The sequence below is a fragment of the Ensifer adhaerens genome (assembly GCF_028993555.1).
Taxonomy (GTDB): Bacteria; Pseudomonadota; Alphaproteobacteria; order Rhizobiales; family Rhizobiaceae; genus Ensifer; species Ensifer adhaerens_I.
The window spans coordinates 1,455,027-1,480,086 of the sequence record NZ_CP118610.1; the positions used below are offsets into that span (position 1 = coordinate 1,455,027).

General features: G+C 59.7%; 26 protein-coding genes and 2 tRNA genes. 16 read left to right on the plus strand and 12 right to left on the minus strand.

Annotated features, from left to right (window positions below):
* Positions 1-189 precede the first annotated feature (189 nt).
* Together PWG15_RS07105 and PWG15_RS07110 are read left to right on the plus strand one after the other, a co-directional pair.
* Positions 190-546: an ETC complex I subunit gene (locus tag PWG15_RS07105; protein WP_275023717.1), complete on the plus strand. Its 357-nt coding sequence runs from the start codon at positions 190-192 to the stop codon at positions 544-546.
* A gap of 36 nt (positions 547-582) precedes the next feature.
* Positions 583-659, plus strand: a tRNA-Arg gene (locus tag PWG15_RS07110).
* 144 nt (positions 660-803) lie between these two features.
* On the opposite strand, the gene PWG15_RS07115 is transcribed toward PWG15_RS07110, so the two are convergent.
* From PWG15_RS07115 to PWG15_RS07130, 4 genes are all read right to left on the minus strand, one after another.
* Positions 804-1,091 carry a hypothetical protein gene (locus PWG15_RS07115; RefSeq protein ID WP_275023718.1) on the minus strand — a complete coding sequence of 96 codons (288 nt, stop codon included), beginning with the start codon at positions 1,089-1,091 and terminating at the stop codon, positions 804-806.
* A 578-nt stretch (positions 1,092-1,669) separates the two neighbouring features.
* On the minus strand, positions 1,670-1,795 hold the full coding sequence (locus PWG15_RS07120) for a hypothetical protein (RefSeq protein WP_275023719.1): 126 nt from the start codon (positions 1,793-1,795) through the stop codon (positions 1,670-1,672).
* 733 nt (positions 1,796-2,528) lie between these two features.
* Positions 2,529-2,849: a hypothetical protein gene (locus PWG15_RS07125; RefSeq protein ID WP_275023720.1), complete on the minus strand. Its 321-nt coding sequence runs from the start codon at positions 2,847-2,849 to the stop codon at positions 2,529-2,531.
* Between the two features lie 60 nt (positions 2,850-2,909).
* The gene (locus PWG15_RS07130; RefSeq protein WP_275023721.1) at positions 2,910-3,395 is read right to left on the minus strand and encodes a hypothetical protein; all 486 of its coding nucleotides are present in this window, start codon (positions 3,393-3,395) and stop codon (positions 2,910-2,912) included.
* A gap of 650 nt (positions 3,396-4,045) precedes the next feature.
* Between PWG15_RS07130 and PWG15_RS07135 the strand changes: the two genes are divergently transcribed.
* The gene (locus PWG15_RS07135) at positions 4,046-4,447 is read left to right on the plus strand and encodes a hypothetical protein (protein ID WP_275023722.1); all 402 of its coding nucleotides are present in this window, start codon (positions 4,046-4,048) and stop codon (positions 4,445-4,447) included.
* 5 nt (positions 4,448-4,452) lie between these two features.
* Here PWG15_RS07135 and PWG15_RS07140 read toward each other — a convergent pair whose 3' ends face one another.
* The 3 genes from PWG15_RS07140 to PWG15_RS07150 form a co-directional block, all read right to left on the minus strand.
* Entirely contained in the window at positions 4,453-4,770 is a 318-nt protein-coding gene (locus PWG15_RS07140) for a hypothetical protein (RefSeq protein ID WP_275023723.1), read from the minus strand.
* Positions 4,771-5,608: 838 nt separating this feature from the next.
* Positions 5,609-5,941 carry a hypothetical protein gene (locus tag PWG15_RS07145; RefSeq protein ID WP_275023724.1) on the minus strand — a complete coding sequence of 111 codons (333 nt, stop codon included), beginning with the start codon at positions 5,939-5,941 and terminating at the stop codon, positions 5,609-5,611.
* Positions 5,942-6,828: 887 nt separating this feature from the next.
* Positions 6,829-7,029 carry a hypothetical protein gene (locus PWG15_RS07150; protein WP_275023725.1) on the minus strand — a complete coding sequence of 67 codons (201 nt, stop codon included), beginning with the start codon at positions 7,027-7,029 and terminating at the stop codon, positions 6,829-6,831.
* Between the two features lie 271 nt (positions 7,030-7,300).
* Between PWG15_RS07150 and PWG15_RS07155 the strand changes: the two genes are divergently transcribed.
* Positions 7,301-8,305, plus strand: coding sequence for a FecR family protein (locus PWG15_RS07155; protein WP_275023726.1), 1,005 nt, complete (start codon positions 7,301-7,303; stop codon positions 8,303-8,305).
* Positions 8,306-8,568: 263 nt separating this feature from the next.
* Here PWG15_RS07155 and PWG15_RS07160 read toward each other — a convergent pair whose 3' ends face one another.
* Positions 8,569-9,378, minus strand: a complete 810-nt coding sequence (locus tag PWG15_RS07160) for an alpha/beta hydrolase (RefSeq protein WP_275024372.1) — start codon at positions 9,376-9,378, stop codon at positions 8,569-8,571.
* A gap of 458 nt (positions 9,379-9,836) precedes the next feature.
* Here PWG15_RS07160 and PWG15_RS07165 point away from each other — a divergent pair, with 458 nt between their 5' ends.
* Positions 9,837-10,817 (plus strand): GlxA family transcriptional regulator, encoded by a 981-nt coding sequence (locus PWG15_RS07165; protein ID WP_275023727.1) that lies wholly within the window; start codon positions 9,837-9,839, stop codon positions 10,815-10,817.
* 60 nt (positions 10,818-10,877) lie between these two features.
* Here the strand turns inward: PWG15_RS07165 and PWG15_RS07170 are convergent, their stop codons facing one another.
* Both PWG15_RS07170 and PWG15_RS07175 read right to left on the minus strand, forming a co-directional pair.
* A complete protein-coding gene (locus PWG15_RS07170) occupies positions 10,878-11,141 on the minus strand; it encodes a hypothetical protein (RefSeq protein WP_275023728.1) in 264 nt (87 codons plus the stop codon).
* A gap of 290 nt (positions 11,142-11,431) precedes the next feature.
* Positions 11,432-11,686 carry a YMGG-like glycine zipper-containing protein gene (locus PWG15_RS07175; protein WP_275023729.1) on the minus strand — a complete coding sequence of 85 codons (255 nt, stop codon included), beginning with the start codon at positions 11,684-11,686 and terminating at the stop codon, positions 11,432-11,434.
* Positions 11,687-11,930: 244 nt separating this feature from the next.
* Here PWG15_RS07175 and PWG15_RS07180 point away from each other — a divergent pair, with 244 nt between their 5' ends.
* Positions 11,931-12,269 (plus strand): hypothetical protein, encoded by a 339-nt coding sequence (locus PWG15_RS07180; RefSeq protein ID WP_275023730.1) that lies wholly within the window; start codon positions 11,931-11,933, stop codon positions 12,267-12,269.
* 224 nt (positions 12,270-12,493) lie between these two features.
* Here PWG15_RS07180 and PWG15_RS07185 read toward each other — a convergent pair.
* Positions 12,494-12,569: transfer RNA gene (locus PWG15_RS07185), tRNA-Lys, on the minus strand.
* Between the two features lie 191 nt (positions 12,570-12,760).
* Between PWG15_RS07185 and PWG15_RS07190 the strand changes: the two genes are divergently transcribed.
* Together PWG15_RS07190 and PWG15_RS07195 are read left to right on the plus strand one after the other, a co-directional pair.
* A complete protein-coding gene (locus PWG15_RS07190; protein WP_275024373.1) occupies positions 12,761-13,507 on the plus strand; it encodes a cytochrome c biogenesis CcdA family protein in 747 nt (248 codons plus the stop codon).
* 189 nt (positions 13,508-13,696) lie between these two features.
* On the plus strand, positions 13,697-14,659 hold the full coding sequence (locus PWG15_RS07195; RefSeq protein ID WP_275023731.1) for an AEC family transporter: 963 nt from the start codon (positions 13,697-13,699) through the stop codon (positions 14,657-14,659).
* On the opposite strand, the gene PWG15_RS07200 is transcribed toward PWG15_RS07195, so the two are convergent.
* Complete coding sequence (locus tag PWG15_RS07200) at positions 14,627-15,838, minus strand: UbiH/UbiF family hydroxylase (RefSeq protein ID WP_275023732.1); 1,212 nt, start codon at positions 15,836-15,838, stop codon at positions 14,627-14,629. The two genes, PWG15_RS07195 and PWG15_RS07200, sit on opposite strands and share 33 nt — an antisense overlap.
* Before the next feature lie 275 nt (positions 15,839-16,113).
* Here PWG15_RS07200 and pcsA point away from each other — a divergent pair, with 275 nt between their 5' ends.
* From pcsA to PWG15_RS07240, 8 genes are all read left to right on the plus strand, one after another.
* Positions 16,114-16,839 carry a phosphatidylcholine synthase gene (gene pcsA, locus PWG15_RS07205; RefSeq protein ID WP_275023733.1) on the plus strand — a complete coding sequence of 242 codons (726 nt, stop codon included), beginning with the start codon at positions 16,114-16,116 and terminating at the stop codon, positions 16,837-16,839.
* A 9-nt stretch (positions 16,840-16,848) separates the two neighbouring features.
* Positions 16,849-17,826 (plus strand): quinone oxidoreductase family protein, encoded by a 978-nt coding sequence (locus PWG15_RS07210; RefSeq protein ID WP_275023734.1) that lies wholly within the window; start codon positions 16,849-16,851, stop codon positions 17,824-17,826.
* A gap of 48 nt (positions 17,827-17,874) precedes the next feature.
* The gene (locus tag PWG15_RS07215) at positions 17,875-19,449 is read left to right on the plus strand and encodes an ABC transporter ATP-binding protein (protein WP_275023735.1); all 1,575 of its coding nucleotides are present in this window, start codon (positions 17,875-17,877) and stop codon (positions 19,447-19,449) included.
* Positions 19,439-20,533 carry an ABC transporter permease gene (locus PWG15_RS07220; protein ID WP_275023736.1) on the plus strand — a complete coding sequence of 365 codons (1,095 nt, stop codon included), beginning with the start codon at positions 19,439-19,441 and terminating at the stop codon, positions 20,531-20,533. The genes PWG15_RS07215 and PWG15_RS07220 overlap by 11 nt, the downstream gene beginning before the upstream one ends.
* Complete coding sequence (locus PWG15_RS07225) at positions 20,533-21,453, plus strand: ABC transporter permease (protein WP_275023737.1); 921 nt, start codon at positions 20,533-20,535, stop codon at positions 21,451-21,453. Before PWG15_RS07220 ends, PWG15_RS07225 begins: the two co-directional genes overlap by 1 nt.
* A gap of 48 nt (positions 21,454-21,501) precedes the next feature.
* Complete coding sequence (locus PWG15_RS07230) at positions 21,502-22,572, plus strand: BMP family ABC transporter substrate-binding protein (RefSeq protein WP_275023738.1); 1,071 nt, start codon at positions 21,502-21,504, stop codon at positions 22,570-22,572.
* A gap of 267 nt (positions 22,573-22,839) precedes the next feature.
* A complete protein-coding gene (locus tag PWG15_RS07235) occupies positions 22,840-23,583 on the plus strand; it encodes a FadR/GntR family transcriptional regulator (protein ID WP_275023739.1) in 744 nt (247 codons plus the stop codon).
* Positions 23,584-23,750: 167 nt separating this feature from the next.
* Positions 23,751-25,043 (plus strand): hemolysin family protein, encoded by a 1,293-nt coding sequence (locus tag PWG15_RS07240; protein WP_275023740.1) that lies wholly within the window; start codon positions 23,751-23,753, stop codon positions 25,041-25,043.
* The last annotated feature ends 17 nt before the right edge of the window (positions 25,044-25,060 follow it).

A 25,060-nucleotide genomic window follows, 5' to 3' on the forward strand; every position in this document is an offset into this window, starting at 1 on the left:
CGAGGCGGCGTTCTTGATTTCCCAGCGTCTTTTCCCTTCGTCAGGTATCGTCGCGCCGCGCTCATTGAGCTCGGACTGCGCGCCCTGCCGGAGAAGCTTGCGCCCCGCGCAAGCGTGTTGCTGAAAAGCCGAATTTATCCGGCCAAAAGTCATTCCGTTTTAGATCATTCTGCGTTATGGGAAGACGGAATGCTGGTGCCCGTGAATGTTGCCAGCGAAAGTATGGAGCCGTTCGAAACCATGTCCGCAAAGATCTATCGTCCAGCAAAGACCGCCATGCAGTCTGGCAAGGCCAAGACGAACCTGTGGGTGCTGGAGTTTGATCAGGAAAAGCCGCGCACCATCGACCCGATCATGGGCTACACCAGCTCCGGCGACATGAAGCAGCAACTGCGGCTAACGTTCGAAAACGCCGAGCAGGCCATTGCCTATGCCGAGCGCAACGGCATCGAGTATCGCGTGATCGCCCCGAAGGAAGCGACGCGCAAGAGCGTGTCCTATCCGGACAATTTCCGTTTCAACCGGATGCAGCCCTGGACCCACTAGGTCCTCCGGTCGCATTCGTCGGGCGCAGCCCGGGACGGCCCCTTAGCTCAGTTGGATAGAGCACCTGCCTTCTAAGCAGGTTGTCGCAGGTTCGAATCCTGCAGGGGTCGCCATCAATTTTCTAAGTATCTGTTTCTAAATCAGAAATTCTGCTCAATCCCTCACCAAGATCAGAGTGAGGGATTAGGATGTTCACGTTCAGTTTCTCCGCACCCGAAACTGCAAGCCGCTTCTTGTCGGCATTGCGGGTGTAATGGTTAGCCATCGAATCGCTCCGCCACCCGAACCGCGCCTTCAGTTCGCAAGTGGAGACTCATACTCTCCATAAGCCGGTAAACCGGGGGCCGGAGGGGTCTAGCCACCTCTCCGGTTCCCCAGAATGTAGAAAAAGCGCTGCGGCGTTCGGCAACTGGTTTGCCGACGTCTGCGTAGAGGCTGGTGTCGATGGAAGAGCCCACGGCCTTCGCAAGACGCTTGCCCAGGTCCTTGCCGAGAGCGGCAACAGCAGTGCCGATCCGGACTTGGAAGCTGAGCTTGAGGCTCATGGGTTGCTCCTAGTCCTGCCGAAGCGGGATTCTTCGGTAATCTTGTAAAAGTAAAGCCGCCCGATTTGTCACCGGGCGGCTTTTCCTGTCTGGGGCGACCACGGTCGCGACACTTGAAAGTTTATTGCGCAGGCGCTGTAGTCGAAGGTTGCGTCGTAGACGGCTGAGTAGTCGGGGTCGTTGTTGATGGCTCAGACGTTGACGGCGCCGTTGTCGACGGCTCGGTAGTTGAAGGCTTCGACGTTGTCGGTGTCGTGGTTGTGGTGGACGGCGCCGTTGTCGTTGGCTCTGTCGTCGTGGACGGGGTTGTCGACGGCTGCGAGGTTGCTGGCTCAGTCGTGGTCGCCGGAGTTGTCGCAGTTTCTGTGGTCGCTTCCTTCTTCGGCATCAGGAAGACGACGCCAAGGATCACTACCACGGCAGCAATGATTGCAATGAGGGTATTTCGGCTCATGCTTCACTCCTTTTGGATGCATCCGAGGAGTGAATTCTACCACGCCAACCAAAACCGGAGATGAACAGGCAAGCGGGGCGAGGTCAGTGACATGCGACTCAAGGCCCGCCGTAGCGTGCGACACTCACTTCTTTTTGAGCGTGCTCTCGCTGTTCTTTACCTGCGAGCCCGGGGCTGGTGCCGTTTTCTCGACCTTGTCCTTCTTCGGCTTGCGCGTCTCTTTGTTGCTTCGAACCTGACCTTTAGCCATCACCCCTAAACTCCTCTGGTTGATGGACGAGCAATACTGCTTTCAGCCCACTATCCAAGGGTACGCCCAGCCCGCCCGGTTTGTCACCATCCTCGGCGGCCTTGCTTGGCTCGTCTACTTCATCATCTACCACGTCCAGATCGTCTGATGACCATCATCGACCTGCAGAAGGTAAAGGCAGACCGCGAGGCGCCCCAGAGTGCCCGTTGTCAGGCGAGATGCGCAGAAAGGCGTGCACACGTAGCTGACGCCAGCGTCGTTTGGCAGCGTACACATGACACTGTCATGTGTTCTTGGTTGTACGTGGCGTTGTCATGGTACTCTTCCGTGACAACATGCTCTGCGCCGCATTCGAGGCATTTCTGCCGGTAATGTTCAGTCCGCAAGCCCGCTCTCCGTCAGTTTCGCTCAGGCATTTCAGACGCGCGGCAACCAATCCCAGCGGCGCTCACGTGAGCGACAGAATCAGACCGGTTTCGTCAGAATAGAACACTTCCGCAACGGCCTTTGCAGCGCCGGTATCAGATAGTTCCAGATACATGCCATCGCGCTGTACGTACGCCTACTTCGATGGCTTCCAAGCTCGGTCTCCCTCTGGCTTTACCGCTGATATTGCCAATATCTTCCGTCATCAGTGAAAGGAACCGGCCTCAGTCTCGACGCCGATCGAATGCGTTGCTGATCCCGCATGCCTAAATAGGGAGCCGGACCTAAGGCCCGGTTCCCCGACGTCTCAGTTTCTCGAGCTCGACGCGCGCCTTTTCAGCACCACGACCAGTAAGGCTGCAGCCATAAGGGTACCAAGGGTAGCTCCTACGCTGCCAACGAGCATCAGGGTGTAGAATTCGAAGGGATTTTCGTTGGCCGTCAATATGACGGCCCCACGCCTGCTGACCTCGCCTGTAATGAGCGCATGAATGACCCCATAGAGCGCCCCAGGGCCGATTGACGCCGCACCGATCGCAATGAGGGTTTTGTGGAGCCGTCCTCCGTCGAGAAGACGCTCACCAAGCTCTTGGAGTTTATCCAGCCGCCGTTTCGTTGTTTCAGGCATTCAGAACACTTCCCCGATGTCTCAACTTTTGCCCTCAGAAGAGGGTAGAGGTTGCGACGTCTAGTCCCGAGTCAGCGCCTCTACCAGCCGTTGCTTGTTGACGAACTCGATAAAGGCTCTCTTCTGTTCGGCCCCACCATAGAACTGAAAACTGTTGTGACCGGAGGCCGCCCGCATCAGTTCCACACAAGTAGCCGGCAGTTTCAGCTTAAACAGGTTGTGGTAGAAAACGGTGTAGGCAACCAGAGCGTCGTCCCACGGTATGTTTTCGGTGCTGCCAAGGGTCGCATACAGCGGCTTTCGGTGCTCCTCGGTATACATCGACATCCGAGCAGCCGCAGCACCTCCACACGTCGAGAGTGTTACGAACACTCCCCATTCAAGTCCGTTGTTCAAGGGGGTTAGGATCCCGAGTAGGTATTCCCAGTCGATCATCGTCCCGTCTGTAAGGCAAATCCCCTGGTCGTTGCCGTGCATGCTGAGGTGGACAATTGGCGTGCCGAGGCGACCGATCGCCTGACGCAAAGGCGAAGCTTCGTCTGACAAGTCAAATGCTCTGACAAACTGCTCTTCGTTTACCGCCAGAAAGTAATCATGTCGCGTGTTCGATAGCTTGAAGGTCTCACATAGTGACCGCCCCTCGGTGCGCCCGTCGGATAGATCGCGCGGACTCGGGGACTCGACGATGTCGAATGGTGGCTAGGGGCAGAAATGCTCGTAAGATTTGGGGGTAGGGTGGACCCCAGAGCGCAGCAGTGCTGGCGGGTCGCGCTCTGGGATCACTAGCGCCAAAGGAATGGCGCTCAACTAGGAATGGCAGCGCCGATCGGATTCTGCAACGCGGCTAGGACCTTTGCCGGAGCGCGTAAGACCTAGGTCTGACGTGGTTTCCCCGAGGCTGATTAGCGCTTCAGCTTCCCGACCTTGATCGTGTTGCGGTCGCTGTTCCGGCATGTCCCGCAGCGGGTGGAAGGTGGGCAACCGAGGCGGTGATCGCTAGTGCCGCATGGTCTCCGAGGCAACCTCAATGTATCGGCCGATCGACCAGAGCCCTCCCATGTGGGAGGGCCTTTTTCTTCCGGACTGGCCAGGGTTCAACCACCGTGCAACAGAAGATTGCGTCCTGAGATTGAAATTCTGCTTCAATTGCTTTTTGATAGCAGAGGCGATCATTGCTCCATAGCCTGGAGACTTTAATGGATATGACTACCCCCAGCGGGCAGCTTTCTGGCCTGTCCTTCTTGGTGTTCTGGGTGTTGCTGGCGATCCTGCTCTTTAGCGGCGTGCGTCAGGGGTTGAGTGCAGGGCCAAAGGACGATGCTCGGTCGAGCGCGCAGGATCGTTCTGTTGGACGCATAGATCGGTATCTGTTGGAAAACGACAGAGAGCGTCGAGCCGCGGTGCTGGCTGTCGAGGCCAAAGCCAGATCCTATTTCGCGCGCCGCATAGGTAAAATCCATCTGGCAGCGCTGGCCTTCTTCGCCGTGACGACATTGCTTCTGACGCTCTGGAATCTGCATGAGGCCAAGATGCACCGGGCATCTCAAATCCAACTCATTCACCTGCTGCTACGCGATGTGGCCGAGCCCACCGCCTAGAGACTTCATTCGCCAAGTGTGACGATCATCGTCAAAATTGCCAGAAACGACAGGAACGTGACGGCCATCGAGGTGGACCAAGCCCTTCGCAACGATCTAAAGCGATCGTCGACCAAAACCGAAGTTCCACGGCTGAACTTTCGCCCCATCTTCTCGCCCCGGCTCAACTCCCTTTCGTCCACGGGATTGATCAGCGCTTTCGTCCGCGCCAGGATGACAATGTTGCACACCACGCAGCTGATAAACCCGCATAAAAAGGCCGCGCCGGCGCCCCAGAAAGCGATCTGCGCGAGGATGCTGTGATCTTCTGGCCTGAATGCCACATTGCCCTCTCAAGGTTGATCCATGCCAGTCTTGAAATTGAGCCGCGTAGTCAACTCGTGAAGCTGGAGCGGCGGCGCCACCGCCGTGTTTTATGGAATGTCGATCCCTCTGCGCTGCAATTCTTGCTCTGCAAGATCGGCATATAGCTGCCGCGGCAAAGGTCCCTTCCATGTCAAAGAAGGTCGCGGCGCGTTCGTCTCTTTGATGTAGATGTTGCGTACTTGTGCATCGGTCGCTTGTCGGAGGAATTGCATAAACTTGTCACGCTCTTGCCGGGTTATGCGAGTGTCCCCTCTAACATGGGGCAGGTTTCTGCTCATGCGAGTGTCCGTTCTTCGTTATGATAGGGCGGGGAGGCAACCGTGAGGATTTAAGATCGCACAGCGCACGTTTAAGTCAATGGTAAAGTAGGCAAACAAAAAAGGCCGGACTGAATCCGACCTTCCAACAACCGGTAGCGGGTGGTTTCTCCGATGAGCCTATTGAAACCCATTAGGGCGTATCAAGCTTTGTCGTCGCTTGACGCGGGCCAGACGCTACCGGCAAAAAGCATTATACGCCTCCCATCTCTCATTGCCAAACTCTTTCAACTCGAAAGCCTCCCTACAGCGGGAAAACGCTCGGGTGCGCCTTTGCCTATGTCTTGATGCAGGCGCCATGCTGGACAGCGGAAATCGGCCTCCTGAGGAGAGGATTGTCGTAGCGAAGGACGAAGCGGGCCGAACCAAGGGCGTTGATTTCGGACTTCGAAAACTCCCCCGAATTCGGGTTAGTTTTCCCGCGACCGCCCTGATTACCCTCTGGCTGCAGAGCCCCCGCCGCAGCCCTCTGCCCTACTCAGCCACGGATAACCCAAACCCCTAGCACAAGTAAGACAAGTGGCGGGCCCAGCAGCAGCGCACCGAAAAGCAAGGCTGCCATCTGCACTTCCCTGCCAACTAGAATTCGGCTCCTAATCTCGTCTGGCACGGTAGATGCTTCGCCCACGGATGCGGCTTCCTTTTCAGCCTTCCAGCCGTCTGTGACCACCGCCCAGCCATGGAGGTAGATGGAGCCCTCATTCGTGCCGGCTCGCCCTCGTCCTTCAACGTCCACATAGAAGGCCAGTATCAGCACCCAAAGTACTGAGGCGATCAGCCATATTCGAAAGAGGCCACGTCGGATATTCATCTTGCCGCACCACCTAGCAAGCAAGGATATCACCGCGCTGGCCCGTCCGCACGCAAAGACCTAAGCGCCTGAATTTTCTCGCACTTGGAGCTGCCCCCAAATTTGGGGAGAAGTCAGTACTCTCCACTAGGCTTAAAGAATACGTGGCCACTAAGGCCGGCGACTTTCCCGTCCTCTGTTCGGTGCCAAGTGAGCCTGGCGTCCGTCGGGAACGCGCACCCTTTTTGGAGAAACTGGGCTAGACGAGCGCTCAAGGCGTTTGAACAGGGTGAAACCACCTTGAAGCCCATTGATTGAAGGTCTCGTTCCATTACGTCCGCATCGCTGCCGGCCGGAAACCGCGTCTGCAAGCGTCTCGTGAGCTCCGGCGAGAAGGCCTGTTTCTTCCCTTCGGAAAGACCGCACCCGGGACTCCATACATTCCCTTCTTCGACGGACGATAAATCCAGCAGTAGTGGGGGCAGGGGGCGATCGCACTCCCCGATCAGCGTGACCAGACCGGTAAAGCCGGCAAGGCAGGCAACGCAGGTAGCGATCAGGCCAAGTGCAGCAGCGGAACGATTCATTCATTGCCCCTACGCATTGCAACCAATACGTCGAAGCGTCGCACAGTGCACGTACCAGTCAAGGATTATCGTAGCGCCCGATCGGGCTATTGAAAAGGTTACAGATTTCTGTCGCGCTCGTTGCTAATCTAGCGACATGCGTGGCTTACTGCTCTCAATTGTTGTGCTGAGTGGCCTCCTGGCGGTCGACTGGATCGCATCCGAGGGGCGCTATAGCAGCGCGGTTTGGCGCGGAGCGAATGAAGAAAGCCAATACGTCCGATATCGGGTGCAAGATTTGGTCGATAGGATTGGCCTGTAGTGCGGCGCATCCATGACAATCTATTGGGACAGCAACAAACTGCTTTGGGATTGGCTGCTCTCGATCTCGAAAATCTCGCGCTTCAGACGCGCAATGTGCTCGTACGAATACTGCGCATCCTCCAACAGCATATAGGCTTGGTCTTCCGCATATTTCGCATGGCGGCGATGAGTGTCGATCTGCGCCAGCTTTTGTTTGATCCGAGGATCGTCCCTGTGCATTCCAGCCTCCTGGAAAGCCCCGCCTAAGCTGGGTTTGATCTTCAAGGCTAAAATAGCAATTGCGGAAATTCAGCGCCAGTTGCTCACGTGAGCTACGCCAAAGGCAGGAGCAATCGGGCGGTATGACCTCTCAGTTACTCCCATTTCGTTTCTCTCCTCTCGTTTAACCCTTACGGCCAAGACAAGACAATGCATGGCACTGCGATACCTCGATTGGGCGACAAGACGCAAATCCTTGTAACATGATAACAATAACGCTTTGGAGCGTATCATGTTCTCTGTGCGTGGGGCCGCATTCATCGCGCTTTGTGTCGCGTCTTACATCCCGATTCCGGTCCATGCCGCCGAGCCCGTCGGCCAGGCAGTGCAAATCCGGACGGCAGTGAGCGGCGCTCGTGGCCCGATCGCGGTCAAGGACCCGGTCTACAAGGACGAACGGATCTCGACATCGAAATCCGGCCTCGGCCAGTTCGTCTTTCAGGATGGCACCAAGCTGGCCGTCGGCTGGGGCTCCTCCGTCGTCATCGACAAGTTCGTCTACGATGATCAGAAGTCGGTGAAGAAGCTGACGATCATGGCTGCCAAGGGCACCTTCCGCTGGATCAGCGGCAAGTCCGGGCACTCCGCCTATCAGATCGTCACGCCGGCCGGCACGATCGGTGTTCGTGGCACCGCCTTCGATTTTTATGTCGGCCGCGACGGCACCACCGCCGTCGTGCTGCTCAGCGGCGCCGCAAGCTTCTGTGGCGCCGGCGGCTGCCGGCAATTGACACAGCGTTGCGACTGCGTCGTCGCCAAGCCCGGCGGCGGCATCAGCGACCCGGCGCGAGTTAGCCGTGGCACGCTGAAATCACTTGGCAATGCTCAGGCCCTTCCTTTCCTCTCCGGTGGGCAACGACTGTCGGGAGCGTTGGGCTGGGCGGGGGGTGGTTGCAGCCTTGCGGCGGCGATCCAAGAGGACCTCGAGCGCCAACCGCAGACTGTGCAACCCCGCGCCGTCGAAGAGCAACCTCCCGAGGAAAAGCCGCAGAAACCCGACAAGAAGCCAGACAAGCCACACAAGCCGGACAAGAAGCCAGATAAGCCCGACAAAAAGCCAGACAAGCCCGACAAAAAGCCTGAGAAGCCTGCGAAAGAAGAGGGGTACCGCAATCGCCACTGGGAGACGAAACACCCAGGCATACGTGGCGAGGATGCCAATCATAAGGATGTCCGCGAACACGCCAACGACCATCAAAATAAGGGGAACAAAGGAAACAAGCATCATAACGACTGAGGTCGCTGCGGGGGGCGATGAATGAACGCAATAGGGGTTACTCACGCACCGTGATCGACCTAGGATGCGTGGAGCGGTGAGGGACGCGTCTAAAATTTCGCAAATGAATCAAAGGGAATTAATCACCCCTCACTTTTCCCGGTAAGTGTTGATTTCGTTGATGAAATAGCCGTTTCTAGCATTCCTGCAGGGGTCGCCAAGTTTTTAACTATCTGTTTCTTCGATAGAAATTGTGGATCGTGCCGTGAGGTACGCAGGGCGACTTAAGTGCCTCGTGTCAGGGCGTCCACGAACTTGACCACCTCGCTTACTGTGTTGTCATTCCAGATGTCGTTGTGACCGGAGTGTTCGTCGATCCGCATCTGTTTGGGTTCAGGCGCGATGTGATAGAGCGCCTCGCCCGAGGACAGCGGAATGCTATCGTCCAATCGTCCGTGAATGAACAGCTTCGGTTGCTTTACCGTCGCTATCTGGAGGTCGGAACGGAAGGGATCCTTGAGGAGGAGCGCCACCGGCAGGAGTGGATACCGTGCCTCGGCGACCGACAGCACCGACAGATATGGGGAGATAAGGATCACGCCGGAAGCTGGTCTTTGTGCCGCGGTGTTCACGGCGATGCCGGTGCCGAGCGAGCGGCCGAGCACAACGATGCCGCGATTGATGCGGGGCGTCAGCCAGTCAAACGCCGCGATGCCGTCAGTCAGCAAGCCGTCCTCGCTTGGCGAGCCGGTCGATCCCGGATAGCCGCGATAGGAAATCGCGAGCAATCCGATGCCCCGTGCCGCCAATGCCTGTGCGAGAAACCCATAGTTGTCGAGCCGATCTCCATTTCCAAAAAAGAGCAGGACACCGGGTTTGCCGGGCTTACCTTGACTATAAAGCCCGTGCAGCGTTTCACCATCCGGCGTTTTGACCGAGACGTTGTCGCCCCAACTTGCCAGGTTCGGTGCGGCCGTGGGCGTGGCCCCGGGATAGAGCAGGGTGCGCTGCGAGAAATAGACGAGGCCAAGAACAACAAGATAGGTCAGGACCGCTGCAAGCGGAAGGATCAGAAGAAGTTTTGTGGTGCTCATGGCGCCATTTCCGATCCTAGGAGATAACCGTATTCCATAAAGCATGGATGTCCATAGAAATATTCTGAGAATATTGGGAATTGGCAATGCGTTCTAGCGTAGACGGCGGATCGTCCGGAGCCGCTGGCGAATATATTCACCAACATCCGGCAGAAATAATGATTGATCCACGCCCGTGCCGATCGGAGACTTCGGCGCGGAGAGATTGGACGGCGATAAATATAGACAATCCGATCGACAATGTATCCGGTGGTTGGCTGCTGTCCTTCTTATGCGACGGCACGTAAAAAAACGGGCCGGTGGATGGCTCCAACCGGCCCGTTCCGGCAAAAGGCGGAAAGGGGAACGTCTCTGCGCGGGGCTGCAGCGCCGCGCGTAGGGAGATCGATACGGTCTGATAATGCCCGAACGCCATTTCCGGAATTGACATTTATCGCTCAAAATTTGACATTTCCCGCATGCCTTCCGATGGACGTCCACAATCTGTGATCGAAGTTTCCGTCGTCATCCTGCCGGAGTCGTCGATCATGTCGCTCGCCTCGGTGCTGGATCCGATGCGTGCCGCCAACCGCATCTCGGGGCGCGATGTTTTTCGCTGGCGGCTGCTTTCGGCGGATGGAAAGCCTGTGACGTTGACCTGCGGGGTGCCGATCGCGGTCGATGGTAGGTTTGCCCAGCCGCTCGCAGGCGACGCGCTGCTGGTGATCGGTGGCTTCAATCTCGACCGGCATGTGGGGAAAAAATTCATCGGATTCCTGCAAGAATGCTCCCGGCACTTCGATATCGTCGCCGGCATCGAATCAGGCTGCTGGCTGTTGGGGCGTACCGGCCTGCTCAACGGCCGGCGGGCGACTGCCCACTGGGAGGAGCTCGAAGATTTCAGCCAGGCCTTTCCGGCCCTGACCGTGCTTGGTGACCGATTCGTCGCCGACGGCAAGTTCTGGACATCGGGCGGTGCGTCACCGACCTTCGACATGATGCTCCATTGGATCACGCAGAGGCTGGGTTCGGCGCTTGCGCTCGATGTCGCCAGCATCTTCGTCTACGACCAGACGCACAGCGCGACCGATGTTCAGCCGTTCGTTTCGCTCGGGCGCATCGAGACGCGCGATCCGGAACTCGCCGAGGCGATTCGATTGATGGAGCGCACCCTGGAGCGTCCGTTGACAATCGCGGCTTTGACGAAGCGGCTGTCGGTTTCGCAGCGCAAGCTGGAGTTGCTGTTTGCACGAGGGCTATCGACCAGCCCCGGCGCCTATTATCTCCGCCTTCGCCTCCAGGTCGCACACCGTCTGGTGCGCGATTCCGGCAGCCCGATCCGCGAGATCGCGCTTCGCTGCGGTTTCGATAGCCTGTCGGCTTTCTCGCGTGCCTACAGCCGCGAATATGGCGTGAGCCCGCTGAAAATGCGTTCGGCGCGGCGAGCGGCTGTGGTGTGAGCGGATTTCCCCACGCTGGCGAATGCCGAGCGCGCCTGGACATCAGATCAGGATAGGAGGTCAGTGAACCGTTTGCGGCGGTTCGTCGGTAAACGCCTGGATGCCGTCTCGCTGAACGGTCGCAATGAACTCCTCAAAGGCTTCGCGATCGGTGGGGAAGGGTTCTTCCCACGTGGTGGAGAAACCTTCCTCATCGATCACCTCGAGGACCCAATCGCGGTTCGAGCCCGCTGGCCGATAAATGCGCAATTCGACAACGACGCCGTCGTCACTGAACTGGCCGGAAAATTCTGAATACTCGTACGTCTGCTCTTCGTCAGTCATTTCTGTAGTGTAACACGCTTGTTTGAAGACGTCTCATTCTGTTCGGCAGCGACCGCTGCTCGGGCGTTCGACGGTGTCAGCCGTCACCGTCTTGTACTTGGCGGCATCTCCCATTCCGATGGTTCGAAGGCATCGAGAGTGCCGGCATGCCTTGGCCTCATCCAAACGGAGCGACCACCCAGGCGCGCTACGCGCGGCGGCTGGGTAGTTGGCGATGGGAAGGCCCTTTGGCGAGCGTCGAAGCTACGGAGCGTCGAAATTGACACCCCGTCCGCTCCGAATGCGATATGTTAGCGGCAGCGTGCCTCGTATCGCCGTCCGTAGCGATCGCGATAGATGCAATAGCCTTCGCGCTCTTGCGAACGACCGATCAGGTTGCCTATGACGCCACCGGCAACAGCGCCGATTGCCGCGCCGCCCCAGCTATCGCTCACAGCGCCGCCGATGATGGCGCCGGTGCCGGCGCCGATTGCCGTCCCTTTCTCGGTCTGCGTGCAGGACGCAAGCGTACCGATCACCCCAATCGCAATGACAAGCTTTTTCATGCTTTCCCCCTTTGCTGATACAAACCTGCGGGTTTCACCACGTTGCAACCACGGCATGAGAGCTCAGCATCTACGCAACGCGTCAAATTGTCGAGAGCGGCTCTTCTCAACAGCGATGTTTGGCGATCACGCAACCGATCGCTCGCGACCGATGGCGCGAAGTCCCCTAACGCGCGTGGGGCAGCTATTCATCGCAGGTTCAGGCTGATTCGCCCAAAGTCATCGGCAGATAGGAGGAGTTACGATGAAAAAGCTCTTATCCGCCTTCGCAGCGATTGGCCTGGCTGCATCTTTTGCTCTGCCGCTAAGCGCGGCTCCGATTTTCGTGCCGAAACCCGAACAGTCGCAGGCCGTCACTGTCGAACAGGTTAACCACCGCAGCCATCGTCATTGGCATGCAGATCGCCGGTGGGACCGCCGATGGGATCGGCGGTACGCTTGGCGTTCATGCGGTTACTACGGCAGGTGCTATCCGCGCCAGTACGGGTACTACGACGGCTACCGTGATCGCGACTACTATGGTTACGGTGACCAGTACCGCTACCAGCGTCGATCTGGCGTCACGGTCTACTTCGATTTCTAGTACTGCGCCCTGACCGACCTCTGAAGCAGGTCGACGAGAGCTGCCGCCTGAGTTCAAGGCCGGCTAGTACGACCTGCTTTTCTGATCACCAAAGTGCTTGCTGTGATGCCTGGCAGTTTGCTCTTCACAGGTTCGCGGCGCGCGACTTTTGCAGCGGATGTGTCACGCGGCGACTCACTAAGTTACTGCGCTCTTTAAATCTGTCGTTGGCTGCTTGGAATTCGTGGTGAGCGCGCAGGGATTCGAACCCTGGACCTACTGATTAAAAGTCAGTTGCTCTACCGGCTGAGCTACGCGCTCCCTGGCCGCGGCCGTGAAACCCGGCGGAAGTGGGCGGACATATGCACGCGTGTTTCCTGTCGGTCAACCGAAAAATTGCCGGTTTTGTGAAGAAACGGTGCATGGCGCAATGATCGCCAAAAGGTGATTGGTATCATCATGATCCTGCGGCTAAGGAATGGCCCAAATGCCGCATGCCGGAGTTCTTGCCGTTGTCGATCGCCGATATTTCCATCTGGACCGCCATTCTTGCCGGCGCCCTCTCGTTCCTTTCGCCCTGCGTTCTGCCTCTCGTTCCGCCCTATCTTTGTTACATGGCCGGCGTTTCGGTCGATCAGTTCCGCAGCGGTGATGCGGCGACGATCGGCAGCACAAGGCGCGCGGTTCTGCCGGCAGCACTGTTGTTTACGCTCGGCTTTGCGACGGTGTTCGTGGCGCTTGGGGCAGGGGCCTCGTCGATCGGCATGCTGCTCCGGCAACACATGGATCTGCTGTCGCGCGTCGGCGGCGTGATCATCATCATCATGGGCCTGCATTTCCTCGGCGTGTTCAAGATTGGCCTGCTGGCGCGTGAGGCGCGCTTTCAGGGCGGCGGCAAGCCGGCGACGCTCTCTGGCGCCTATATCATGGGGCTGGCCTTCGCCTTCGGCTGGACGCCCTGCATCGGTCCGGTGCTCGGCACAATCCTAGGCGTCGCCGCCGCGCGCGACACGGTGTCCGACGGCGCCATGCTGCTGGCCGTCTACTCGCTCGGGCTTGCCATTCCGTTCTGGATCGCCGCTGGTTTTTCCGGCGCCTTCATGCGCTTCCTGTTGCGCTTCCGTCGCCACCTCGGCCTGGTAGAGAAGCTGATGGGCGGCCTGCTGGTGCTGGCAGGTCTCGCTTTTCTCTTCGGTTTCATCAGTTCCGTCGCCATCTGGTTCCAGACGACCTTCCCGATCCTGATGAAAATCGGCTAGGGCATTGCCTCGTATTTCGGAATCACTTTTCGCCTGGACCGGCCTAATCGTCCGGCCGGTTCGTGGGCTAGTGCATTCCGCTTCAAGCGGAATCGCTTGAAGCGGAAAGACGTTCTGGAAACAAAGTGCTAGAGCGCCGTTCGAAGGCTTGGCGTCGGCGTGGGCGAAGTCAAAGTCGCGAGGGGAAAGATGACGGAAATCGCGGGTCTGGTGCTGCCGTTCTTCGGCCTGATCTTTCTCGGCTACCTGACGGCGCGTTTTGTCCATCATCCCGGCGAGGCGATGGGTTGGCTCAACACCTTCATCATCTATCTCGCTCTGCCGGCACTCTTCTTCAAGCTCGTCTCGCGCACGCCGATCGAACAGTTGGCGCGCGCCGACTTCATCCTGACGACGGTCGGCGCGACCTATATCGTGTTTTCGCTAATCTTCCTCATCGGCGTCTATATCAGGCGTAACTCCATTGCCGAGGCGACGATCCAGGGCTTTGGCGCTGCCTACGGCAACATCGGCTACATGGGGCCCGGCCTTGCGCTGCTGGCGCTCGGTGACGCCGCCGCTGTTCCGGTGGCATTGATCTTCAGCTTCGAGAACGCCGCCCATTTTGCCGTCGCGCCGGCGATGATGGCGATATCGGGCGGCAGGCAGGAAAAACCGCTGGTGCTTGCTGTAAGCGTTGCGCACAAGATCATCCTGCACCCGTTCATCCTTGCGACGCTTGCCGGCGTCCTCGCCGCCTTCTTCGCGGTGCAGCCGCCGGTGCCGGTTCAGCGGCTGATCGATTATCTCGCGCAATGCGCAGCACCCTGCGCGCTCTTTGCCATGGGCGTGACACTGGCGCTGCGGCCCATCAAGCGCATTCCCGTCGAGATCGGCTACATCGTTCCGGCGAAGCTGCTACTGCATCCGCTGGTCATGTTCACGGCGATGAGCCTGACGGGAAATTACGATCCGATCTGGGTGCAGACCGCAGTGCTGCTCGCCGCACTGCCGACGGCAACGAACGTCTTCGTCATCGGCCACCAGTATGGCGTATGGCAGGAGCGGGCCTCGGCAACGATCCTGATCACCACGACGCTTTCGGTCGCGACTGTCACCGGCCTGCTTTACCTGATCCGTTCAGGCGCTCTTCCGCCCGATCTTTTCCCGTAGGCCGTCCTTCAGGGCGTTGAGCGCGCTGCCGGGGTGGACGCCTTCGCGCATCAGCAGGCTGCGGAGCGGCCCGACGGCGGAAAGTACATGGAGCCCCAGCGCGCGCAGAGCCTGAACCGGCAGGAAGCCGGAAAGCAGCGAGCGATTGAGCAGATCGACACTTGCCGTGCGGCTGATGATGTCGGGCCGTCGACGGCTGTCGAAGCGATCGCCGATATCGCCTGCAAGCGCCTCTCCGTTAGCCGTACCGATGAGATCAACGAGCGTCATCACGTCGCGCAGGCTGAGGTTGAGGCCTTGGGCACCGATCGGCGGAAAGGCGTGGGCCGCTTCGCCGAGAAGCACGACGCGGCCCTTGCCGAAGCGTTGCGCGGTCATGCCCGAGAGCGGGAAGGATTGCGGCGTGCCTTCGACCGTCACCTTGCCGAGAATGGATTGCATCCGGTCCTCGACAGCGCGGGAGAGGGCAGCGAGCTCCAGCGTCAGCGTTTGCGCGGCATCATCGGGTTTGCGCACCCACACGAGGCTTGAGCGGTTGCCGGGCAGGGGAACCTGGGTGAAGGGGCCGCTTTCCGTGTGGAATTCGGTCGAGATGTTCTGGTGCGGCAGCTCGTGTGCAAAGTTCAGAACGACCGCCGTCTGCGGATAGGACCAGGTGCTGACGGAGATCTTTGCAGCTTCGCGCACGGGCGAGCGACGACCGTCGGCACCAACAAGGAGATGCGCGCTGCATTGGCTGCCGTTCGCAAGCTCGATCGTTGCGACGCCATCCGAAAGCTCGAAGCCGATTGCGGAGGCGGTGATGCGGGTCAGCGTCGGGCTCGCTTCTGCCCGCTGGCGGAGAATGTCGATGAAAGGTGCGTTCGGAATGTTGTAGCCGAAGGCGTCGAGCCCGACTTCGGAGGCGCGGAAATTGACCGGTGGCGCACGCAACAGCCGGTTGGTTCCGTCGAGAATGCGCATGGTCGAGAGCGGTGCCGTCAGCGGCTCGACCATTTCCCACAGGCTGAGCTTTTTGAGATACTCGATCGATTGGTCCATCAGCGCCGTCGTGCGTCCGTCGGCGACCGCCGGCTCCGGACCGATCAAGGCTACGCGGTAACCGGCGTCGGCAAGCGCGATGGCCGCGAGCGATCCCGCGAGACCTGCACCGATGATGGCGATGTCGTAGTGATCCATGATGCAACCAACCTTTCACGCACGCTGTGAGGCGTCTTGGTCCAGCCTCGATCATACCTCTAGTCGCGGGCGAGAGCGAAATAAATGGGTAGAATCAGCGCAGAAGCAATTTGCAAGTGTCCACAGGACAATGGGGCTGCAGGAAGCGACCGAGCTTGAATTTTAGTGGCGATGCGTTGCAAAGGGTGCATATTACGCGCAATGCGCCGCAGAGCGGTTGATGCGGGCTTCCAGGTCCGTACGGGGAAATAGCTAGGGGTAGGCGGCGTCCGCAGATGAAGTTCTTTAACTACAGACGAGTTCCCTACGCCGAGATCCGCGCCTTCTCCGTGCACATCTTGACCGCTTCGGGATCGTTTCTTGCCTTCCTCGGCGTGGTCGCTGCGGCCGAGCATCGCTTCGTCGATATGTTCTGGTGGCTGGGCCTGGCGCTGCTCGTCGATGGCATCGATGGGCCGATTGCCCGCAAGGTCCGGGTCAAGGAAGTATTGCCCAACTGGTCGGGCGACACGCTCGACAACGTCATCGACTACGTGACCTACGTCCTGCTACCGGCGTTCGCACTCTATCAGAGCGGCATGATCGGCGAGCCCTGGTCCTTTGTGGCGGCGGGGGCGATCGTGGTGTCGAGCGCCATCTACTATGCCGACATGGGCATGAAGACGGACGAGTATTTCTTCTCCGGCTTCCCCGTCGTTTGGAACATGGTGGTCTTCACGCTGTTCGTCATCCAGGCAAGCGAAGTGACGGCGTCGGTCGTCGTCTTCGTCTCCGTGGTGCTCACCTTCCTGCCGATCAATTTCCTTCACCCGGTCCGCGTCCAGCGTTTGCGGCCGCTGAACCTTGGCATCTTCCTCGTCTGGTCGGCGCTCGGCGTTTACGCGCTGCTCTTGCATTTTGCGACACCGGCCTGGGTCGTGACCGGCTTCGTGGTGACGGGCATCTATCTCTACGTGATTGGCTTCGTGCTGCAGATTTTTCCAAGTCTCGGCCGGAAATAGGAGCAGGCAATGGCACAGGCGATTGTGGTACGCGAACTCGGTGGACCGGAGGTCCTGAAACTCGAAGGCGTCACGCTCTCGCCGCCGGGACCGGGCGAGGTGCAAATCCGCCAGGTCGCCGTTGGTCTCAACTTCATCGACGTCTATTTCCGCACCGGCCTCTATAAGTCCGCTTCAGGCCTACCTTTCGTGCCGGGCAAGGAGGGTGCGGGCATTGTCACAGCGGTCGGTGATGGCGTCAGCCTCTTCGCCATTGGTGATCGTGTCGCCTATGCCTCAGCGGACGGCGCCTATGCCAGCGAACGCAATGTCGATGCCTCGCAGCTCGTCAAGGTGCCGGACGGTATCAGCCTCGAGACAGCAGCTGCGATGATGCTGAAAGGCATGACGGCACAATATCTGCTCAACCAGACCTATCAGGTCGGCCCCGACACGACGATCCTCTTCCATGCCGCTGCCGGCGGCGTCGGCCTGATCGCTGGCCAATGGGCCAAGGCACTTGGTGCAACGGTCATCGGTACCACGGGCTCGCAGGACAAGATCGATCTGGCGCTGGCGCACGGCTACGACCACGTGATCAACTACCGCACCGACAGTTTCGTGGCGCGTGTGAAGGAATTGACCGATGGCCGCGGCGTCGATGTCGTCTATGATTCCGTCGGGCGCGACACTTATCCGGCGTCGCTGGACTGCTTGAAGCCGCGCGGCCTGTGGGTCAGCTTCGGCAATTCGTCCGGCCCGGTGGACGCCTTCAGCATCGGCATCCTGGCGCAGAAGGGCTCGCTGTTCGCGACCCGTCCGACACTCTTCGGTTACGTTGCGACGCGGCCTGCGCTGGAAGCGTGTGCAAATTCCCTGTTTGATATTGTGCAAAGCAACAAAGTGCGTATCAATATAAATCAGACTTATCCGCTCGCCGATGCAGGGCGGGCGCATACGGATCTCGAGACAAGAAAAACAAGTGGAACAACACTGCTGATTCCGTGATCGAAGCCTTAAGGCGGACGCGGATCAACAGAGGGGAAAGAGGGCAGCGTGCCTGTTGAGGGAGTAGCGGCGAACGGTCACCTATTGGCTGTGAGCAACCTGACGAAATTGTTTGGCAGCTTTGCAGCCTGCAATGGGATCAATCTGCAGATTGAACAGGGCGAGATCCACGCCCTTCTCGGCGAAAACGGTGCCGGAAAATCGACCCTGGTGAAGATGTTGTTCGGCGTATTGGCGCCGACGGCCGGTGAGATCGTCTGGCAGGGCCAGAGCGTGCGCATCGCCAACCCCGCCGCCGCGCGCAAGCTCGGCATCGGCATGGTTTTCCAGCATTTCTCGCTGTTCGAGGCACTGACCGTCGCCGAAAACATTGCACTTTCGATGGATGCAAACATCTCGCTCGCCAAGGTGGCCGAGGAGGCTTCGCGCCTCTCGCATGCCTATGGCCTGCCGCTCGATCCGAAGGCGCATGTGGCAGACCTCTCGGTTGGCGAGCGTCAGCGGATCGAGATCGTGCGTGCGCTGCTGCAGAACCCGCGCCTCATCATCCTCGACGAGCCGACCTCGGTGCTCACGCCGCAGGAAGCTGACCGTTTGTTCGAAACGCTCTACAAGCTCAAGGCCGAAGGCCGCTCGGTTCTCTACATCAGCCACCGCCTCGAGGAGGTTCAGCGCATCTGCGATCGCGCAACGGTGCTGCGTCACGGCAAGGTGACCGGAGCCTGCGACCCGAAGGCGGAGACCCCGTCGTCGCTGGCGCGCATGATGGTGGGCAGCGATGTCGCGGCCGTCACAGCGGAAGGCACGAGTGCAAAGGGTGCGGTGCAATTGGAGGCGCGTCACCTGACGGTCCCGGCACGCACGCCCTTTGCCGTTTCGCTGAAGAACATCTGTCTCAAGGTTCATGCTGGCGAAGTGCTGGCGATTGCCGGTGTCGCCGGCAATGGCCAGGGCGAACTCTTCGATGCACTGTCGGGCGAGTATCCGGTCGCTGACGACACTGCCGTTCAGATTCGCCAAAGGCCCGTCGGCAGCAGGAACATCAACGCGCGCCGCCTGATGGGCGCCGGCTTCGTTCCGGAAGAGCGCCACGGTCATGCCGCCGTGTCGGCACTGCCGCTCTCGGACAATCTCGTGCTTGCCCGCAGCCGCTCGGACGCCAAGGCATTTCTCGGCGGCGGGTTCCTCAAGATCATCCGCCGGGATGCGGTGGCGAGCGCCACGAAGCGCATTTCCGAGGCGATGGACGTGCGCAAGAGCGGTGAAGATCCGCCGGCGGGCTCTCTGTCTGGCGGCAACCTGCAGAAGTTCATCGTCGGCCGTGAGCTTGACCGACAGCCGAGCGTGCTGGTGGTCAATCAGCCGACCTGGGGTGTGGATGCAGGCGCCGCCAGCCGTATCCGCCAGGCACTCGTCGATCTCGCCAAGTCGGGCTCGGCCGTTCTCGTCATTAGCCAGGATCTCGACGAGATTTTCGAGGTGGCGACCGAAATCGCAGTCATCAGTGATGGAAAGCTCTCTGATCCCTATCCGGCCAAGGAGCTTTCGCGCGAAAAGATCGGCCTCCTGATGGGTGGCATGTACGGCAAGACGGAAGGCACGGAGGCCGCACATGCGCATTGAACTGGAAAAGCGCGCCAAGGTCTCGACGCTGTTTTCGGTCCTGTCGCCGTTCATCGCCTTCCTGCTGACGATCGTCTTCGGCGGCATCATGTTTGCGCTGCTCGGCAAGAACCCGATGACGGCGCTCTACAGCTTCTTCGTCGAACCCTTGAGCGAGGTCTGGTCGCTGCACGAACTGGCGATCAAGGCGGCACCCCTGATCCTCATCGGCGTCGGGCTTTCGGTCTGCTTCCGTTCGAACAACTGGAACATCGGTGCCGAGGGCCAGTTCATCATGGGCGCGATTGCCGGCTCGATCCTGCCGGTGGTCTTCTATGACTGGCAGTCGCCGCTGGTGCTGCCGCTGATGATGCTGATGGGCATGCTCGGCGGCGCGCTCTTTGCGGCCATCCCTGCCTTTCTCAAGGCGCATATGAACACCAACGAGATCCTGACGAGCCTGATGCTGGTCTATGTCGCCCAGCTCTTTCTCGACTGGCTGGTGCGTGGCCCCTGGCGCAATCCGGGCGGCATGAACTTTCCGGAGACGCGCACCTTCGCCGTGGATGCGATCCTGCCGGAGATGATCGCCTCGGGACGGACCCATTGGGGCTTCGCCTTCGCGATCATCGCGGCGGTCCTCGTGTGGTTCATGATGCGCTACACGCTGAAGGGCTTCGAGATCTCCGTTCTTGGCCAGTCGGAGCGGGCAGGGCGCTTTGCCGGTTTTTCGTCGCGCAAGATGATCTGGTTCTCGATGCTGCTGTCGGGGGCCTTTGCCGGTCTTGCTGGCATTTCCGAGGTTAGCGGCGCGATCCAGCAGCTGCGCCCGGTCATTTCGCCCGGTTACGGCTTCACCGCCATCATCGTCGCCTTTCTCGGCCGCCTCAATCCGCTCGGCATTGTCGCTGCCGGCCTGGTGCTTGCCTTGACGTATCTCGGCGGCGAGGCGGCGCAGCTATCGATCGGCGTTTCCGAGAAGGTCACGCGTGTCTTCCAGGGCCTGTTGCTCTTCTTCGTGCTCTCCTGCGACACGCTCATCCATTATCGCATCAAGCTGGTCTTCGACCGGTTGACCGCGACAAACACCGAGGGGAGCCGCTGATGGGTATCGTCGAAGCGATCCTCTTGAGCGTCATCACCGCCGCGACCCCGCTGGTTCTCGCTGCCATCGGCGAACTGGTGACCGAACGGTCAGGCGTGCTCAATCTTGGCGTCGAAGGCATGATGATCATGGGTGCGGTCTCCGCCTTCGCGATCACCCAGATTACCGGCTCCCCCTATCTGGGCATGCTTGCAGGTGTTGCGTGTGGCGCGATTTTCTCGCAGCTCTTCGCCTTCCTGACGTTGACGCTCGTGGCAAACCAGGTGGCGACGGGCCTTGCCCTGACGCTGCTCGGGATCGGCGTCTCCGGCATGATGGGCGAGAGTTTCCTCGGCCTCCAGGGCATCAAGCTGCAGCCGATCGCGATACCGCTTCTGGCGGATATCCCCTATATCGGGCCGCTTCTCTTCCGGCAGGACATTATCTTCTATCTGTCGATAGCGGTTGTCGCCGGCGTGCACTGGTTCCTGTTCCGCAGCCGCGCCGGCCTGAAGCTGCGCGCCGTCGGTGACAGCCACGCTTCCGCGCACGCGCTCGGCGTCAACGTCATCCGCACACGCTATCTCGCCGTCATGTTCGGCGGCGCTTGCGCCGGCCTCGCCGGTGCACAGCTGTCGCTCGTCTATACGCCGCAATGGGTGGAAAACATGTCGGCGGGGCGCGGCTGGATCGCGCTGGCGCTGGTGGTCTTCTCTTCCTGGCGGCCCTGGCGGCTGGCGGCCGGCGGCTACCTCTTCGGCGCGGTTTCGATCAGCCAGCTGCATGCGCAGGCCTTCGGCCTGGGTATCCCCTCACAACTCCTTTCATCGCTTCCCTACGTGGCGACGATCGTCGTCCTCATTCTCATTTCGCACAACCGGCGCATGACCTTGATCAATACACCGGCATCGCTCGGCAAGCCGTTCGTGCCGGACCGGTGATTTCAAGTATTTCAGACAAACGTTTCTCAAACCGACAGGGGTAAAAAAATGAAGAAACTACTGCTCGCTCTCGCAAGCACCGCGGCGGTGATCGGCTTCGCCACGGGTGCCAGCGCTCAGGAAAAGGCCAAGATCTGCTTCGTCTACGTCGGTGCCAAGACCGATGGCGGCTGGACCCAGGCGCACGACATCGGCCGCCAGGAACTGGAAAAGGCGCTCGGCGACAAGATCGAGACCCAGTATCTCGAAAGCGTTCCGGAAGGCCCGGATGCGGAACGTGCGATCGAGCGTCTGGCACGCTCGGGCTGCGGCCTGATCTTCACCACGTCCTTCGGCTTCATGGATGCGACCATCAAGATCGCGCAGAAATTCCCGGACGTGAAGTTCGAACACGCCACGGGCTACAAGACCGCGCCGAACGTCGCGACCTACAACAGCCGCTTCTATGAAGGCCGTTACATCCAGGGCCAGATCGCCGCGAAGATGTCGCAGAAGGGCGTCGCCGGCTACATCGCTTCCTTCCCGATTCCGGAAGTGGTGATGGGCATCAACTCCTTCGTCATCGGCGCGCGCTCGGTGAACCCGGACTTCAAGATCAAGGTCGTGTGGGCAAACACCTGGTTCGATCCGGGCAAGGAAGCTGACGCCGCCAAGGCACTGGTTGACCAGGGCGTCGACATCCTGACGCAGCACACGGACACGACGGCGCCGATGCAGGTTGCCGCCGAGCGTGGCATCAAGGCCTTCGGCCAGGCTTCCGATATGATCAAGGCCGGCCCGCAGACGCAGCTGACGGCGATCGTCGACACCTGGGGCGCCTACTACATCAAGCGCACTCAGGCATTCCTCGACGGCAAGTGGGAAACCACCTCGAGCTGGGATGGTCTGAAGGACGGCATCCTGACGATGGCGCCCTACACCAACATGCCTGATGACGTGAAGAAGATGGCCGAGGAAACCGAAGCCAAGATCAAGTCGGGCGAGCTGAAGCCCTTCACCGGCCCGCTGAAGAAGCAGGACGGTAGCGAGTGGCTCGCTGCCGGTGCAACGTCTGACGACGGCACCCTGCTCGGCATGAACTTCTACGTCGAGGGCGTCGACGACCAGCTGCCGAAGTAAGCCGTCGCGCAGAGATGAAGATAAGCAGACCCCGCCCTCACGGCGGGGTTTGTTCTTTTGAGGATGGCGTCAAGAAAGACGGTGTGACCACGGCCGGCGAGCGTGGCCAGCGCCGATTTCGCTTGTTTTTCCGGGGGCTTTCCGGAATCGATCGATCAAACTACACTCGTTTGCGCAAGTTTGAGGCAAGCGGACGGCGGTGCTTCCCGGCATCGATATCCGCGCGTCGCGCAGGAATCAGGCAGGGGAGTGCCTGGAGGAGATGGATTGAACAGGAGTTTGCTGGAAACCGTTGTGTCCGGCTCGCGCAAACGCACGAGCCATGCGCATGTCGTCGATCAGCTCGGAAAGGCGATCATATCCGGCGAGTTCCCGGTGGGCTCCATTCTTCCAGGAGATCCGGAACTCGCGGCGCGCTTCAAGGTGTCGCGGACGGTGCTGCGCGAGGCGATGAAGACGCTTGCCGCCAAGGGCCTGGTCGTGCCTCGGGCCCGCATCGGTACGCGCGTCACGCCGCGCAACGACTGGAACCTGTTCGACAGCGATATCCTGACCTGGCATTTTGAGTGCGGGGTAGACGAAGATTTCCTGTATCACCTCAGCGAAGTGCGCCTCGCTTTCGAGCCGCATGCGGCAGCACTTGCCGCACGAAACGCTTCGGAAGCAGAGATCAGCCGCATGATGCGCCTTGCCGTCGCCATGGGCGAGGAGGGGCACACGGCGGAGAGCCTTGCCGTGGCGGATCTGAAATTTCATCTCGCGGTCGCCGAAGCCTCCGGTAATCCGTTCATGCGAACGGTCGGCGGGCTGATCGAAGCGGCGTTGGTTGGCGTCTTCAAGCTGAGTTCGCCGGTCGCCGAAAGGGGCGGGATCGACGAGGTCGCCCGCAACCATATCCGCATCGTCGAGGAGATCGGCCGGCGTGATGAAGTCGGTGCACGGCTCGCGATGGAGAATGTCATCAAGATCGGCCGCGAGCGGGTCCGCAGCGCCTTGCATAGTCGCGCCTGATCCCTCCGACTTCGCGGGATTGTTCGAAATCCCGCTATGGATGATCTCCAATGTTCAGCCGATCGCATAGATTTCAATGCTTGCGCTTGCTCAGATCGCCCGCTGGCCTTATCTGGTGATTGGTCGTTCCCAGCGGAGCGGCTTTCGTCAACGGTGACCTGGAGACCATGTCCGAGTTTTTTGTCATTTTCGTCCTGCTTTTGATCAATGCATTTTTTGCTCTCTCGGAAATGGCAATCGTCTCGGCAAGCAAGCCAATGCTTCGCCAGATGGCAAAACAGGGAAACGCCCGCGCTGAAGTTGCGCTGCGGCTGGCGGAGGATCCGGGCAAGTTCCTGTCCACGGTTCAGGTCGGCATCACGCTGGTCGGCACGCTGGCCGGCGCCTATGGTGGCGCGACCATCGCTGCCAAGATCGCACCGATCCTCGATGAAATCGCCTGGATCCATCCCTACGGAAACACGGTCGCCGTGGCGCTTGTCGTCACGCTGATTACGTTCCTGTCGGTCGTCATCGGCGAACTGATCCCGAAGCAATTGGCACTGAAGAATTCCGAAGCCCTGGCGATGTTCGTGGCAAGGCCGATGCTGTTCCTGTCGCGGATCACTGCTCCGATCGTCTATCTCTTCGAAACGGCCGCATCGGTCGCCATGCGCCTTCTCGGTATGCGCCCCGACGATCCCGACCATGTGACGGAAGAGGAAGTTCAGGCGATCATGGCCGAGGGTGTCGAGAGCGGCGCCATCGAGAAATCGGAACATGAGATGCTCAGGCGTATCATCCGGCTCGGTGACCGCAACGTGAAGTCGATCATGACGCACCGGACCGAGGTGAGCTTCATCGACGTCAACGACAGCCTGGAGACCGTCGGCCGCAAGATCGACCAGTTCGGCCATTCGCGCTATCCGGTGGTCGATGGACCGAGCGGTGATGTGCTCGGCGCTGTTCTGGCGAAGGAGGTGCTGAACGCTCCGACCTCCGGACCGTTCGACGTGCGCAAGTACATCAAGGAAATCCACACCTTGCCGGAGACGGCGTCGTGCCTGAAGGCGTTGGAAGCCTTCAAGTCGTCGAGCATCAACATGGCAATGATCGTCGACGAGTATGGCAGCACCGAGGGTATCATCACCATCGCCGACATCCTCGAGGCGATCGTCGGCGTTCTGCCGTCGAACTATGACGACATCGAGCACGCGCTGATTCGCCAGCGTGAAGATGGCAGCTATCTCGTCGACGGCCGCACGCCGATCGACGAGATCCATCTGACGATCGGCATCGAAGGCATCGATGCCGATGGCAACTTCGAGACGATTGCCGGCTTCCTGGTGCAGCAACTGCGCAAGACGCCGGAAGAGGGTGACATCGCCATCGCGCATGGCTACCGGTTCGAGGTGATCGACATGGATGCACGCCGGATCGACAAGATTCTGGTCAGCCGAAGCGACGAAGCCGCCAACTGATCCAGTTCAAGGTGATG